Genomic DNA, 15,225 nt, shown 5'->3' on the forward strand with positions numbered 1-15,225 from the left:
CATGAGCACTGATTTCTTCGACGCGAAGGACAGACAAGAGGCTGAGCCGCTGCCGGACGGCGACACGGTCTCGCCTGTCACCCGTCCCGATGCGAAAGGCAGACTGCGCAGAGCGGCAATGCTGCAGGCGCTGGCCGCAGCCGTCTGGATCCCGCAGGCCGCATTGCTGGCCATCTCGGTCGGCCGCATCGCCGACGGCGGCGGATTGCATGAAGTCCTCTGGCCCGCCCTCGGCATCCTCGCCCTCGGATTTGCAAGAAGCTGTCTCGACGCGGCCGGCGGCCGCCTGGCTTTTCAAGCCGCCCGCGCCGAGCTTAGCCGCCGGCGGCAGATCGCCGCCGCGGCACTTTCCATGTCGTCGCCGGTTGATCGCGGCCGGCCTGCCTCCGGCAAAGCCGCGAGTGTCATTGGCGAACAGGCCGAACTGATCGTGCCTTATCTCGCCCGTTTCCAGCCGGCACGCATGAAGGCGGGCCTCGTGCCGCTCGTCATCCTTGCCTTCATCCTTCCGGTCTCCTGGATCGCGGCACTGGTTCTGCTGCTCGCCGCGCCGCTGATCCCGATCTTCATGGCGCTGATCGGCTGGCGTGCCCAGGCGGCCAGCGAAAGGCAACTCGTGGCCACAGGCGGCCTCAATGGCTTCCTGCTCGATCGGCTGCGCGGATTGGCGACCATCCGCGCGCTCGACGCTGTCGATGCAACGGCACTACGCCTGCGGTCGGAGGCGGAGTCGCTGCGAGCACGCACCATGGCGGTGCTGAAGATTGCCTTTCTGTCCTCGGCGGTGCTCGAGCTTTTTGCCGCGCTCGGCGTGGCGATGATTGCCGTCTATGTCGGTTTCAGTCTGCTCGGCGAAATTCGCTTCGGCACTTGGGTGGGCCGGCTCGGCCTGACCGAGGGACTGTTCATCCTGCTGCTAGCACCGGCCTTTTTCGAGCCTCTGCGCGAACTCTCGGCCGTCTGGCACGATCGTGCGGCCGGCGAAGCGGCGCTGAAGGCCCTGGACACCCTCGCTGCTGGCGGAGTGTCGATCCGAGGAGCAGCCGACGTCGCGCCAGCGGTATCTGCCGTCGCCGAGGCGCCGGCCATTCGTCTTGAGAATGTCGATTTCCGCTACGACGCCGACGAACCGTTGATCCTCGACGATTTCAACCTCGATATCGCCGCCGGCGAACATCTGGCGTTTCTCGGCGCCAGCGGTTCCGGCAAGTCGACGCTTCTTTCGCTGATTTCAGGGCTGGCGCCCTGCACCGGCGGCTGCATCGTCATCGGCGGCATCGAGCTTGCCGATGACAGCGCCCACGCCTTGCGCGCCAGCATGGCATGGATCGGCCAGAGAACGCATATTTTCGCAGGCACCATCGCCGGCAATATCGCGCTCGGCAGGCCCGGTATCCTGCGCGGCGACGTGACGGATGCGCTCGACGCCGCCAGGCTCGGAAAAGTCGCTGCCGCCTATGGCAACCGGCCGCTCGGCGAAGGCGGGATCGGGCTTTCCGGCGGCGAGACGTTGCGGCTTGCGATCGCGCGGGCCGCCTGCAATCCGCATCTCCGGATCATCCTGGCCGACGAGCCAACCGCACATCTCGACGCCGCCACCGCCGCCGAGGTGACCGAGAGCCTGCTTACGCTCGCCAGGGGTCGCACCCTTATCGTTGCGACCCACGATCCGCTGCTTGCCGCCCGCATGTATCGCGCCCTGTACGTCGATGCCGACATCGTTGTGAGGGAGGCCGCCGAATGAGCGGATCTATTGCAGACCTCAAGCCGATCCTGCGTCTGTTCCTTTCCGAGCGCCGGCGTGCGCTGCTGCTCGGCGCAGCACTTTCGGCGGCGACGGTAACCGCCGGCATTGCTCTGCTCGGCCTGTCCGGCTGGTTCATCACCGCCACCTCGCTCGCCGGCCTTTCGGCTGCTGCCGCCATCACCTTCGACGTGTTTGCGCCGTCAGCCGGCATCCGCCTGCTCGCCATCGTCCGTACGGCTGCGCGCTACGGCGAAAGGCTTGCGACCCATGACGCAACGCTCGGCGTGCTCGCCGCCCTGCGCGAAAAGCTGTTTCGCGGTTTTGCCGAACCGCGTGCTGCCCGCGCGCTGTCACATCGTCCCGCGCGGCTGCTCTTCCGGCTGACGGCCGATATCGATGCGCTCGATTCCCTCTACCTGCGCATCCTCGTGCCGGCTGCGGTGGCGATCGGTGCAGCACTGGCGGCAAGCGTGGTGCTGGGGCTGATGCATCCGCTGTTCGGCCTGTGCTTCGGCCTTTTTCTCGCCGGTGCCGGCCTCGGGCTGCCTGTTATCGCTGGGCGGGCGGCGCGCAAACATGCCCGCAGTCGCGTCCATGGCATCGAGGCGCTGCGGTCGCGGACGATCGATCTCGTCGCTGGCCAGACCGATCTGCTGATGGCCGGCCGGCTTACCGCGCAGATAGATACCATCGCTGCGGCCGACGCTTACTCTGCCCGCGCCGACGACCAGTTGAACCGCGTCGAGACCGGCCTGACATTCGGCTTCGGCCTCGTCTCGACCTTGCTGCTGACGGCTTCGCTGCTCACCGTCGCAGCACTTGCGGAAACGAAGGCGATCACCGCCCCTGTCGCCGCGCTCGGCCTGCTTGTCGCCTTTGCGGCAGTCGAACCCTTCGCAGCGCTGCGCCGCGGTGCCCTGGAACTTGGGCGGACGCTGCTTGCGGCAAGGCGCATCGCGCCGCGGCTTGCCGTCGCGGCGGCACTCGAACCATTGCCGGCGCCATTGCCGGGATGCGCTTTTTCGCTGGGGAGAGTGTCAGCCTTCCATGAAAACTCCGCCGTGCCGGCGCTCGAGGATATCGAACTCGCGCTTCAACAGGGCGAACGCCTCGCCGTCATCGGCAGCAGCGGTGCCGGCAAGTCGAGCCTGCTTGCCCTCCTATCCGGTGAATTACCGGCAAGGACGGGAAGTATTGCAGTGGCAAAAGCGACCCTGCTGACGCAACGGACGGAGCTTTTCGAGGACAGCCTGCGCGGCAACCTGCTCCTTGCAAACCCGGATGCGAACGAGGCCCGTCTTCTCGAAGTGCTCGCCGCCGCCGGTCTGCTTGCCGAGATCGAGGCGATGCCGCGGGGGATCGATACGCCGCTCGGCGAAGGCGGGTTCGGTCTTTCCGGTGGCCAGTCGCGCCGGCTGGCGCTTGCCCGGCTCTTCCTGCGCGACACGCCCCTCTGGCTGCTCGATGAGCCGACAGAGGGCCTCGACGGCGTCACCGCCCGCGACGTGCTCTGCCGGCTGTCGGTAATGGCGGCGGGCCGCTCGCTGGTGATCGCCACGCATATCCGCCGGGAGGCGGCGATCGCAGACCGTATCGCCATCATCGAAGGCGGTCGCATCACAGAAGTTTCGCGCCGCGGAGAGGCGGCGTTCGAAAAGGCGCTCGACCGGCTTCGGCCGGACTGAGCGAGAGTGCATGCCCTCACGCGCCGGTCGGCGCTGAGGAACGCTTGTATCCCGTGGGACCGTGGGAGAAAGACAATGGAACTAGATATCGTCGCGTTATCGCGCTTCCAATTCGCGCTGACGGCGCTTTACCACTTCCTGTTCGTGCCCTTGACGCTCGGCCTGTCCGTGCTTTTGGCGATCATGGAAACCGTCTATGTCATGACCGGCCGCCAGATCTGGCGGCAGATGACAAAATTCTGGGGCACGCTGTTCGGCATCAATTTCGTGCTCGGCGTCGCCACCGGCATCGTCATGGAATTCCAGTTCGGCATGAACTGGAGCTATTACAGCTATTATGTCGGCGACATCTTCGGCGCGCCGCTGGCGATCGAAGGCCTGATGGCCTTCTTCCTCGAGGCGACCTTCGTCGGCCTGTTCTTCTTCGGCTGGGACAAGCTGTCGAAGGTCGGTCATCTGGTCGCCACCTGGGCTGTGGCGCTGGGGTCGAACTTTTCAGCACTCTGGATCCTGATTGCCAATGGCTGGATGCAGAACCCGGTGGGATCGGCGCTCAATCCGCAGACGATGCGAATGGAGATCACAAGCTTCGTCGACGTGGTCTTCAACCCCGTTGCCCAGGCGAAATTCGTCCACACGGTGTCGGCGGGCTATGTCTGCGCCTCGATCTTCGTGCTCGGTGTTTCTGCCTGGTATATCCTCAAGAGTCGGCATATCGAGCTTGCCAAGCGCTCGATGACGGTCGCCGCGTCCTTCGGCCTCGCCTCGGCTCTATCCGTCGTCGTGCTTGGCGACGAGAGCGGTTATCTCGCCACCGAAAACCAGAAGATGAAGCTCGCCGCGATCGAGGGCATGTGGAAGACCGAACCCGCTCCGGCGGCCTTCACCGCCTTCGGCTTCCCTGACCAGGAGGCTCGTGAGACGCATTTTGCCGTGCACATTCCCTGGGTCATGGGCCTGATCGGCACGCGGTCGCTGACCACAGAAATCCCCGGAATCGACAAGCTCGAACAACAGGCCGAAACCCGGATCCGCGACGGCATCAAGGCTTACGACGCGCTGATGCAGATCCGTTCGGCACCGGCACAGGGTCAGGTTGCGCAGGAAGTGCGCACTTCCTTCGAGGATCTCGGCCATGATCTGGGCTACGCTCTTCTGCTGAAGCGCTACGTCGACGATCCGCGCCAGGCGAGCGACGAGCAGATCGTTCAGGCCGCACGTGATACGATCCCGCACGTGCCGACGCTCTTCTGGTCTTTCCGCATCATGGTTGGCCTCGGCATCTTCTTCATCCTGCTGACCGCCACCTTCTTCTGGCTGTCAGCGCGCCGCCATCTCGACAAATATCCGCTGCTTCTGAAGATCGCCGTGCTGGCGATCCCCCTTCCCTGGGTCGCCATCGAACTCGGCTGGGTCGTCGCCGAGTTCGGCCGCCAGCCCTGGGTGATCGAAGGCGTGCTGCCGACGGCAGCAGCCGTCTCCAGCCTCGGCGCCGGCACCGTGCTTCTGACGATCATCGGTTTTGCTGCACTCTACACGACGCTGATCGTCATCGAGATGGGCCTGATAATCAAGGCGATCAAGCAAGGACCGGAGCCGGACGACGAGCCGGAAGCGATTCTCATTTCCGAAACCCTCGTCCCGGCCGCGGAGTGACCTGCCATGATCCTTCACGAACTCATCGACTATGAAACCCTGCGTCTCATCTGGTGGCTGCTGCTCGGCGTCCTGCTGATCGCTTTTGCGACGACCGGCGGCTTCGATCTCGGCGTCGGCACGCTTCTGCCTTTCGTTGCGCGGACCGATACGGAACGGCGCGTGACGATCAACACCATTGGCGCCACCTGGGAGGGCAACCAGGTCTGGCTGATCCTCGGCGGCGGCGCCATCTTCGCGGCCTGGCCGCCGCTTTATGCGGTCTCCTTCTCGGGCTTCTATCTGGCGATGTTTGCGATCCTCTTCGCGCTCATCCTGCGCCCGGTCGGTTTCAAATACAGGTCGAAGCGGGAAAGCGCCAGCTGGCGGAGCAGCTGGGACTGGGCGCTCTTCGTCGGCGGCTTCGTGCCGTCGCTGATTTTCGGCGTTGCCGTCGGCAATGTGCTGCAGGGCGTGCCCTTCCGCTTTGCCGACGATATGCGGATCTTCTACGAAGGCTCGTTCTTCGCGCTGCTCAACCCCTATGCTCTGCTCTGCGGCCTGCTTTCCCTAGCCATGCTGACGATGCATGGTGCGGCCTGGCTGGTGTTGAAGTCGAGTGGCCCGGTCGCCGAGCGCGCCAGAAGCTATGGCAGCATCGCAGCCCTTGCCGTTATCGTGCTTTTCGCACTCGGCGGTCTCTTCCTGTGGATCGGCGTAGATGGCTATCGCATCACCAGCGATATCAGCCCGATCGGCCCCTCCAATCCGCTGCTGAAGACCGTGGCGCTGGAGAACGGCGCGTGGCTTACCAACTACACCGCCCATTCCTGGATGATCATCGCGCCCGTCCTCGGCTTCGTCGGCGCGGCACTGGCCTTCATTGCCATGCGGGCAAGGCGCGAGGTCATGACGCTGCTCTTCAGCAAGTTGGCGATCCTTGGCATCATCTCGACGGTCGGCCTGTCGATGTTCCCGTTCATCCTGCCCTCCTCGCTCGATCCGCGATCGAGCCTGACGGTCTGGGATGCATCCTCCAGCCACATGACGCTGTTCATTATGCTGGTCGTGACGGTGATCTTCCTACCGATCATCTTCGCCTACACGGCCTGGGTCTACAAGGTTCTGTGGGGCAAGGTCGATGAGAAGTCGATCACTGACAAGAACAGCCACGCTTACTAGAGCGATTCAGTAGAACCGCTCTAACCTTTTGTTTTTGCGTAATTCCGGCAAAAGCGCTTCGCACCTTTCCTGGAATTGCTCTGAGGGAGACCAAACGATGTGGTATTTTGCATGGATGCTCGGCCTGCCGCTGGCCGCTGCCTTCGCCGTCCTCAACGCTATGTGGTATGAGCTGATGGACGACGCGGCCAGGAAGAAAGCTTCCGAGCCGCGCAAGTAGAAAAACAAAAGGCGCGGTTCAAACCGCGCCCTCTCTATTACTTCAGCCTTCCAGCCACTTCACCTGCTCGGGCGTCAGCTTGATGTCGAGCGCCGAGAGGCTGTCTTCCAATTCGGCGACGGTGCGCGGCCCGATCAGCGGAATGACCGGGAAAGGCTGGGCGATCACATAGGCGAGCGCGATGTGGATCGGATTGCGGCCGAGTTTGTTGGCGAGCTCGATGGCGCGGTCGCGGCGTCCGAAGTTGCGCTCGGAATACCAGACCCGGACGATCTCCTCATCGTCTCGCTTGTCGCGGCCGGCGCGATCGGTAAAGAAGCCGCGGCCCTGGCTCGACCAGGCAAAGTTCGGGATCTGCTTCTCGTTCAGCCATTTCTTCCAGTCGTCATCGGAAGCGGCAACGCAGCCGGCCCAGATCGGATCGAGCATCTCGGCGAGCGAGAAGTTGTTGGAAAGTGCTGCCGGCGCCGTCTTGCCGGTCTTTTCGGCATAGGCGATCGCCTCGTCGAAGCGCGTCCGCGTCCAGTTCGAGCCACCGAATATGCCGCGGATGCGTCCACGCTTGACCTCGGCATCCATGGCATCGACGAACTCGCCGACGGGCACGTCGGTATTGTCGCGATGCATGAAATAGATGTCGACATAGTCGGTCTTCAGCCTCGAAAGCGACTGGTCGAGCTGCTTTGCGATCATATCGGGATAGCAGAGCGGCGAATGCGCGCCCTTGCCGATCAGCACGATCTCCTCGCGCGGCACTTTGCGGCTCGTGTGCCAGTCGCCGAAGATCGCTTCCGTCTTGCCGCCGCCATAGACATAGGCCGTGTCGAAGGCATTGCCGCCGGCCTCATAGAAGGCGTCGAGCGTCAGCGAGGCGGCGGCGAAGTTCGGGAAGAACTCGAAGCCGAGTGTGACGACCGAGGCCGGCTTGGAAATACCGGGAATTTGACGCTGCGGAACACTGTTGCCGCGCGCGATCGCGCCACCGGCAATGTTTGCCGTGCGCTTGCTGGCTTTTTCCACGCCGTATTCAAGACCGACCGAGGCACGCCACTGGTCGAGTACACGCAGGTTTCCGATCGAATCTGCCCAGTTCATGCCGGGAGAGCTGAATTCCGTCTTGCCGGCGCGGATGGCATCACCGGCCGCATCCGCCTCGAACGAATAGAGCCAGCGATCCTCCCTGAGTTCTACGGTTTCTCGGCTGCTGCCCTTGAAGATCTCGATCTTGCCGACGCCGCCCTTGTGGCCGGAGGCAAACCAGAAGTCCTGGACCTCGATCCGGCCCTCGGACCCGATGATGCGCAGCACATTGTCCTGCTGCGCCATGATCGAGCAGGAGACTTCGGCGATGATCTCGTTCGGGAACTTGAGCACCGCAGATGCCCATTCATCGACGCCGCTCTCTCCGAGATGGGCGACGCCAGAAACCTTCTCCGGTTCGAGGAAGGCCTTGCCCTCTGCGGCGCCGGCAATGAGCCTGGCCATCGAGACCGGATAACCGCCGACATCGAGAATGCCGCCGCCAGCGGTATCGTTGGCGAAAAGCCGGTGTTCCGGCTTGTAGCTGCCCATATTGAAGCCGAAGCTCGAGCGGATGATCCGAACGGTGCCGATGACGCCGCTTTTGACGAGTTCGACCAGCTTCTCTGTCTGCGGATGCACGCGGTACATGAAGGCTTCCCCGGCAAAGACGCCGGCCTTTTTAGCCTCGTAATAAACCGCTTCGGCATCATAGGCTGTGAGCGCGATCGGCTTTTCCACCAGGATGTGCTTGCCGGCACGTGCCGCCTTGATCGCCCATTCGGCATGGCCGGTGTGGGGGACGGCGATATAGATCGCATCGATCTCCTTATCGGAGAGCAGCGCCTCGTAACCATCGACGATGCGGGCGCCGGGGAAACCTTCGGCAAGGCCCGGCTTTGCCGGATTGCGGGTGGCGATCGCCACCAGTCTGCCGGTGCGCGAATGAGCGACGCCGTCTGCAAAGGTGCGGGCGATGGTACCGGGGCCGATGATGCCCCAGCGGATCGGTTGATCTGAAGTCATGGAAAATCCTCTTCCGTCTTTCTGTCCTGGGATTTGGTTCAGCGAAGCCGCTTACCGGCGCCGTCGAAAAGGAATGTGCGGATTGCGGGAAGGCCGACCGTCAGCGTTTCGCGATTGCCGGCGACGCGCGATTCCGGCCGCTCAATGATCAGTTGCTCGGGGCCTATGGTGGCGTAGATGTAACTGGTATTGCCGAGATGTTCGGCGACGTCGATGGTGACGGTGAGGTCGGCATCGCCCGTGCCGGCATCGACGAAATGTTCGGGACGGATGCCGAGCGTCACCTTTGCGCCGGCTTCGATGGGATCGGCGACCGGCAGCGTCAGGCGCGTATTGGCGTCGCTTTCCAGCGCGATCACCGCCCTGCCCGGCTGCGTCTCAACCACCACGGCCTTGAGGAAATTCATCTTCGGCGAGCCGACGAAGCCGGCGACGAACTGATTGGCGGGATCGTCGTAAAGGTCGAGCGGTGCGCCGATCTGCTCGATATTGCCGGCGCGCAGCACGACGATCCTGTCGGCGAGCGTCATCGCTTCCGTCTGATCATGGGTGACGTAGATCATCGTCGTCCCGAGCTTCTTGTGCAGCCTGGAGATCTCGACGCGCATCTGCACGCGCAGTTCCGCATCGAGGTTCGACAAAGGTTCGTCGAACAGGAAGACCTGTGGTTCGCGGACGATGGCGCGACCGATCGCGACACGCTGGCGCTGGCCGCCGGAAAGCTGCTTCGGCCGGCGCTTCATCAACTCGGTGATCTGCAGGATCTCGGCGACATGGCCCACGCGCCGCTCGGTGTCGGCCTTCGGATTGCCGTTCATGCGCAGGCCGAAGCTCAGATTTTCCTCGACGGTCAGGTGCGGATAGAGCGCATAGGACTGGAAGACCATGGCAATGCCGCGATCGGCCGGTTCGACGTCGTTAACGACCCTGCCGCCGATCTGAAGCTCGCCTGACGTAATGTCCTCGAGGCCGGCGATCATCCTGAGCAGCGTGGACTTGCCGCAGCCGGAGGGGCCGACGAAGACGACGAATTCGCCGTCCTTCACCTCCAGATTGGCGCCGTGGATGATCTCAAAGCCGCCGAAGCGCTTGACGATGTTGCTGAGTGAAAGCTCTGCCATGCAGCCTCCCGATTATTTAATTGCGCCGGCCGCGATGCCGGCGATGAAATGGCGCTGAAGAGCCACAAAGATGACGAGGATCGGCGCCGTCAGCAGTACCGCGCCGGCCATGATGCCGCCCCAGGAGACCTTGGTGAGGCCGATCAGCGTTCCCAATGCCACAGGCGCCGTCATCATCCCCGGTCTGGAATTGATCAGCAGCGGCCAGAGGTAATTGTTCCACGAGTGCAGGAAGAGAATGATCGCCAATGCCGCCATGGTCGGGCGCGCCAGCGGCAAGGCGATGCGCAGGAAGATCTGCCATTCCTTGACGCCCTCGACCCGGGCCGCATCGAAGAGCTCGCCCGGCATCATCGAGAAGGATTGCCGCATGAACAGCACGCCGAGCGAATTGAACAGCGGCGGCACGATCAGAGCCACCCAGGTGTTTGCCAGCTTGAACTCACGCGCCACCATGATGAATTGCGGGATGACGACCACGGAGAAGGGAAGCGTGATCGTGCCGAGGATGATGGCGATGACGACGGAGCGGCCGACGAAACGGTAACGTGCCAGTGCCCAGCCGGCCATCGAAGTCAGCAGCACCGAGAGCACTGTATAGATCAGCGCCACGCCGATGGAGATCACCATCGCGCCGATGAAATCGGTATCGGCCTGCAGGTTTTTGAAATTCTCGACGAAGTTGGTCGATGGCCAGAGCACGATGTCAGGGCTGAAGATGCCGTTGTCGGGCATGGTCGAGAAGACGAACATCATCCAGAGCGGAAACAACCAGATGAGAGCAAGGGGCGCCAGTGCAGCGTGCAACGCGATCTGGCGCAGCAGAAGCGATTGGGATTTGGATTTCATTTCGGATCCCTCCCGACCCAGAGATTGAGAAGCGAGATCGCCACGGCAAGGGCCGCCATCGTGTAGGCGATCGCCGAGGCATAGCCGAAGTTCAGCGAGGTGAAGCCCTGGCGATAAAGCAGCAGGCCGAGGGTCTCGGTGCCGCCGCCAGGACCGCCGCGATTGGTGATGAGGAAGGGCTCGGTGAAGAGCTGCATGGTGCCGATCACCGAGAGCACCACGCAAAATAGGATGATCGGTTTCAGGAGTGGCAGGGTGATGTGGAAGAACTGCTGGACCTTGCTCACCCGGTCGAGCGTCGCCGCCTCGTAGACATCATCGGGAATCGACTGCAGGCCGGCGAGGATGATGATGGCGTTGTAGCCTGCCCAGCGCCATGTGACGGCGAGGATGATCAGCGCCATGGCGGCATTGGCATTGTCGAACCAGGAGACCGGGCTGAGACCGACGGCCGAGATCAGCTTGTTGATGATGCCGAAATCGAGGCTGAACATCAGCCGGAAGACGGCAGCATAGGCGACCTCGCCGACGACGACAGGCGCAAAGAAGGCGAAGCGGAAGAGCGGCCGCGCTTTCAGCAGCGGCGAATTGAGCATGACGGCCATAACGGTCGCAAGCGCGATCATCACAGGCACCTGGATCACCAGGATGATCAGCGTATTGTAGAGAGCGTTGTAAAAAGCCGGGTCATAGAAGAGCCGGCCCCAATTGGCCTGGAAACTATATTTCCACGGGTTGATGCGGGTGTTCTGAAAGGAAATCAGGAACGAATTGATGATCGGCCAGACCCAGAAGGTGGCAAAGATCAGCAGATAAGGGGCGAGGAACGCATAAGCGCTCCGGGTTCTGAACGGCATCGAGCCTCCTCCTCACAAAAACCAATGAATGGTCGCCCGCCTCGCACGGCGGGGGGAAGCCGGGCGCGCCAAGCGCCCGGCTTCGTCATTCACTGCGCGATCGGAAGGCCGGTCGCCGAAGCGATCTGGTTGGCGGCATCGTCGAGAGCCGCCTTCGCATCGGGATAGCCGCCGGAGAAGAACTTCGTCTGCGTCGCCTTGAAGATGGCTTCGGCATCGCTCTGGAAGGCGGTGCCGCGGCTCGGCACGATCTTCGGCAGCGTCGCCAGGATATCGGCCCAGACCTTCTGACCGCCCCAATAAGGCTGCGGTTCGTTGACGAAGGGATCTTGTACGGCCGAGAGCAACGATGGCACCAGACCGAATTCCTTCAGCATGGTCACCTGACCCTCATTCGTGCCGAGGGCGTAGTTGACGAATTTCCAGGCCGCTTCCTTATTTGCGGAGGTCGCCGAAATAGCGAGCGACGAACCGCCGAGATTGGCGGCATGCGGGCCATCGGCCGTCAGGCTCGGCATTTTGTAGACGCCCCACTTGCCCTTGAGATCGGGCGAGGTCGAGCGGACGGTGCCCTCATACCAACCGCCATACAGCTGGCTCGCGGCCTTGCCGGCGGTATTGGCCTGGATCTTTTCGTCCCAATTGGCCGCCGTCAGCGTGCCGGCATCCTTCATTTCCTTCACCTTTTGCAGCGAGGAGACGCAGGCCGGCTGGTTGATGGTGATATTCTGGCCGTCGGCCGAGTAATAGCCGCAGCCCTGTTCATTGGCGATCATGCGAAACCATTCGCTGTCGCCATTGAAGTCCGCCTGCGCCATCACGGTGCCGGGGTTGGCGGCGGAAATCTTCTTGCCGGCGGCAATAAAGTCGTCCCAGGTATTGATCGTGCTCGGGTCGACGCCGGCCTTTTCGTAGAAATCGCGGCGATAGAAGACGGCGACAGGGCCGGAATCCCACGGCATGGCATAGGCGACGTCGCCGACCTCAAGCTCGGTGCGCTTGAATTCAGGGAATTTCGCCTGAATGTCGGCCGTGTAACCGAGCTCCTTCAGATTGGCGAAGCAATCCGGGAAACGGCTCCAGAAGATCTCGGCCTCGAAGTTTTCGATGGTGACGATGTCGGGCAAGCCGTCGCCGCCAGCGGCGCAGGCAGCCAGCGTCTTATCGAAGACCTGACTGTTGCCAAGATCCTCGACGGTGATCTTGATATCGGGAAACTGTTTGTTGAAGCCTGGAAGCGTGGACTTCAATGCCGACGCGGCGACATTCCAGCTCCAGATGGTGAGATTGGCCGACTGCGCGTATGCGGAGCCGGAAGCAAGCACTGCGACAGCTGCGGTCGCAGCGAGAAGTTTGAAGCGCATTGAAAATCCTCCCTTTTCAATTGCCGATCTTTCACGAACGCGGTTAGACTATCTGTAAGGGAGCGGGTGTCTCCTAAAAAGGGAACATGAATTTGGCGGAAAGTAAGGTCGGCACACGTGCAATCTATCAGCCCGGCGCGAGCAGCATCGAGGGTTTGCCGACAGCGCTGCAGATGTTTCATGCCCATCCGCCTGTTATGGCCATGCCGCACTGGCACGCGCAGGTCGAGGTCAACTACGTGATGCGCGGCACCGTGCATTACCGGATGAGCGATCACGAATTCCGGCTGAACGCCGGCGAAATGTGCCTCTTCTGGGGTGGCCAGCCGCATCAGATGGACGAATCCTCGGACGATTCGCTCTATGCCGGCGCTCATCTGCCGCTCGTCTATTTTTTTCGGCTGCGCCTGCCGATCAGCGTTTCCAGCCGGCTTATGAAGGGTGAGACGCTACTGACCTCGGCAACGGATGCCGCCGACAACGAAAACTTCACCCGCTGGTTCCGCTACGTCAACTCCGGCGAAGCCGCCAAGGCCCAGCATGCCGTCGACGAGCTGCTGCTGCGCATCGAACGGATCGCGCTCGAACCTTATTCGATGACGTCGCAGGCGACCATCAATCTCGAGGGCGATCACCCGCATCCGCATTCCTCGCGCAGCGTCGCGCGCATGTGCGATTTCATCGCCGCCAATTTCCTGCACGACATCGATTCGGTCGATATCGCCCGCGCCGCCGACCTGCATCCGAAATATGCGATGAACCTGTTCAAGCGATCGACCGGCATGACGCTCAGCAAATATGTGACGCTGCTGCGGCTGTCGCGCGCCCAGGCGATGCTGATGAGCGAGGGCGCCAACGTGCTGCAGGTGGCGATGGACAGCGGCTTCGGCTCGATCAGCGCCTTCAACAAGTCCTTCCGCCATATCGCCGGCATGTCGCCGTCGGATTTCCGCCGCGATATCCGGCTGGTGACGACGATCCCTTCCGGGACCTTTCGGAACTAGCTCCAGATAGAGTCGCAACGCGGTGTCTGCGTGGTCCGCCTGCTGCTTTTAACTGGGCAAAAAGAACCGCCGCCTAAGGTGGCGGCAGAATGCGCACATTTTCTGTGCAAGTGCATGCACTATGCGTTTGCTAGAGAATTGATGCCTTCGCACCCCTCAATGAAATCAATTGTTTATAGATTGGCACACCCTTTGCTTCGATATTTGTAGAGTTGGTGGCTAGGGTTCCGGCGTCGCAAAGCGTGACTGGTCCGAGAGCTGCCACCGGCGAGGGAGACATCCCGCCGGGTGCACGGCGGGACAAAAGCCCGGGAGACCTCGTAAGCCAAGGGATTGGCGGCACGATGGTCATTGCCGATCCCTTTTGAAGAAAAGCAAAAGGGGAATTTCAATGCAGACTTTTTCGAAGATTCTATCGATTGCCGCACTGACGGCGTCCCTGGCGCTCGGACTCGGCTCCATCGCCAAGGCCGAACAGAAGACCGACTTCAAGGTTGCCTGGTCGATCTATGTCGGCTGGATGCCCTGGGGCTATGCTGCTGATCACGGCATCGTCAAGAAATGGGCCGACAAATACGGCATCAAGATCGAGGTGACCCAGTTCAACGACTACGTCGAATCGATGAACCAGTATACGGCAGGCGCCTTCGATGCCGTGACGTTGACCAACATGGACGGCCTGTCGATCCCGGCCGCCGGCGGCGTCGATACCACAGCGGTCATCGTCGGCGACTTCTCGAATGGTAATGACGCCGTGATCCTCAAGGACAAAGCGAGCCTTGCCGACATCAAGGGCCAGAACGTCAATCTCGTCGAATTTTCCGTCTCGCACTACCTGCTCGCCCGCGCGCTCGAAAGCATCAAGCTGACCGAGCGCGACGTGAAAGTGGTCAACACCTCCGATGCCGATATGGTCGCCGCCTACAAGACGGCAGATGTCACCGCCGTCGTTACCTGGAATCCGCTGGTCTCGACCATTCTCGAGGATCCCACGGCCAAGAAGGTCTTCGACAGCTCGCAGGTGCCGGGCGAGATCATCGACCTGATGGTCGCCAACACAGGCGTGCTGAAGGACAATCCGAATTTCGGCAAGGCGCTCGCCGGCATCTGGTATGAGACGGCCGCTCTCCTGACGGCCGACAGCGCCGACGGCAAGGCCGCCCGCGAGGCGATGGGCTCGGCATCCGGCACCGATCTGAAGGGCTACGAGTCCCAGCTTGGTGTCACCAAGCTTTTCGACAAGCCGGCTGATGCCGTTGCCTTCACGTCTTCGGACGGCCTGCCGAAGACGATGGATCTGGTCCGCAACTTCCTGTTCGAAAAGGGCCTGCTCGGCAATGGCGCGCCGTCCGCCGACGTCATCGGCATCGAAATGCCCGACGGCAAGGTTCTCGGCGACAGCGGCAACGTCAAGCTGCGATTCACCGAGACCTACATGAAGGCGGCCGCCGACGGTTCGCTCTGAGCGATGTCAAAGCAGCGGTGCGGTCAGGACCGCGCCGCCATCCTTCATCA

At 62.2% G+C, this 15,225-nt stretch carries 12 protein-coding genes and 1 riboswitch; of the genes, 7 read left to right on the top strand and 5 right to left on the bottom strand.

The window, feature by feature from the left end; all coding sequences use genetic code 11:
* The first annotated feature begins 1 nt into the window (after position 1).
* From cydD to cydX, 5 genes are all read left to right on the top strand, one after another.
* On the top strand, positions 2–1,744 hold the full coding sequence (cydD, locus tag V8P77_RS22580) for a thiol reductant ABC exporter subunit CydD (protein WP_335914345.1): 1,743 nt from the start codon (positions 2–4) through the stop codon (positions 1,742–1,744).
* Complete coding sequence (locus tag V8P77_RS22585) at positions 1,741–3,432, top strand: amino acid ABC transporter ATP-binding/permease protein (RefSeq protein WP_335914346.1); 1,692 nt, start codon at positions 1,741–1,743, stop codon at positions 3,430–3,432. Before cydD ends, V8P77_RS22585 begins: the two co-directional genes overlap by 4 nt.
* A 75-nt stretch (positions 3,433–3,507) precedes the next feature.
* Positions 3,508–5,088, top strand: a complete 1,581-nt coding sequence (locus V8P77_RS22590; RefSeq protein ID WP_335914347.1) for a cytochrome ubiquinol oxidase subunit I — start codon at positions 3,508–3,510, stop codon at positions 5,086–5,088.
* Between the two features lie 6 nt (positions 5,089–5,094).
* Positions 5,095–6,249 (top strand): cytochrome d ubiquinol oxidase subunit II, encoded by a 1,155-nt coding sequence (gene cydB, locus V8P77_RS22595; protein ID WP_335914348.1) that lies wholly within the window; start codon positions 5,095–5,097, stop codon positions 6,247–6,249.
* A gap of 97 nt (positions 6,250–6,346) precedes the next feature.
* Positions 6,347–6,469, top strand: coding sequence for a cytochrome bd-I oxidase subunit CydX (gene cydX, locus V8P77_RS22600; RefSeq protein ID WP_024320108.1), 123 nt, complete (start codon positions 6,347–6,349; stop codon positions 6,467–6,469).
* Between the two features lie 42 nt (positions 6,470–6,511).
* Here cydX and V8P77_RS22605 read toward each other — a convergent pair whose 3' ends face one another.
* From V8P77_RS22605 to V8P77_RS22625, 5 genes are all read right to left on the bottom strand, one after another.
* The gene (locus V8P77_RS22605) at positions 6,512–8,515 is read right to left on the bottom strand and encodes an aldo/keto reductase (protein WP_335914349.1); all 2,004 of its coding nucleotides are present in this window, start codon (positions 8,513–8,515) and stop codon (positions 6,512–6,514) included.
* A gap of 38 nt (positions 8,516–8,553) precedes the next feature.
* Positions 8,554–9,636, bottom strand: a complete 1,083-nt coding sequence (locus V8P77_RS22610; protein ID WP_335914350.1) for an ABC transporter ATP-binding protein — start codon at positions 9,634–9,636, stop codon at positions 8,554–8,556.
* A 12-nt stretch (positions 9,637–9,648) separates the two neighbouring features.
* Entirely contained in the window at positions 9,649–10,485 is an 837-nt protein-coding gene (locus tag V8P77_RS22615; RefSeq protein WP_011649800.1) for a carbohydrate ABC transporter permease, read from the bottom strand.
* Positions 10,482–11,342 carry a carbohydrate ABC transporter permease gene (locus V8P77_RS22620; RefSeq protein WP_020047639.1) on the bottom strand — a complete coding sequence of 287 codons (861 nt, stop codon included), beginning with the start codon at positions 11,340–11,342 and terminating at the stop codon, positions 10,482–10,484. Before V8P77_RS22620 ends, V8P77_RS22615 begins: the two co-directional genes overlap by 4 nt.
* An 89-nt stretch (positions 11,343–11,431) precedes the next feature.
* Positions 11,432–12,706, bottom strand: coding sequence for an extracellular solute-binding protein (locus V8P77_RS22625; RefSeq protein ID WP_003549193.1), 1,275 nt, complete (start codon positions 12,704–12,706; stop codon positions 11,432–11,434).
* 86 nt (positions 12,707–12,792) lie between these two features.
* On the opposite strand from V8P77_RS22625, the gene V8P77_RS22630 reads away from it, so the two are divergent.
* Positions 12,793–13,710: a helix-turn-helix domain-containing protein gene (locus V8P77_RS22630; protein ID WP_335914351.1), complete on the top strand. Its 918-nt coding sequence runs from the start codon at positions 12,793–12,795 to the stop codon at positions 13,708–13,710.
* Between the two features lie 208 nt (positions 13,711–13,918).
* A riboswitch (guanidine-I (ykkC/yxkD leader) is annotated at positions 13,919–14,027 on the top strand.
* Positions 14,028–14,101: 74 nt separating this feature from the next.
* Positions 14,102–15,175 carry a putative urea ABC transporter substrate-binding protein gene (locus V8P77_RS22635; protein WP_335914352.1) on the top strand — a complete coding sequence of 358 codons (1,074 nt, stop codon included), beginning with the start codon at positions 14,102–14,104 and terminating at the stop codon, positions 15,173–15,175.
* The last annotated feature ends 50 nt before the right edge of the window (positions 15,176–15,225 follow it).

Origin of the sequence: Rhizobium aouanii (assembly GCF_037002925.1) — a bacterium.
In the GTDB taxonomy this organism is placed as follows: domain Bacteria; phylum Pseudomonadota; class Alphaproteobacteria; order Rhizobiales; family Rhizobiaceae; genus Rhizobium; species Rhizobium aouanii.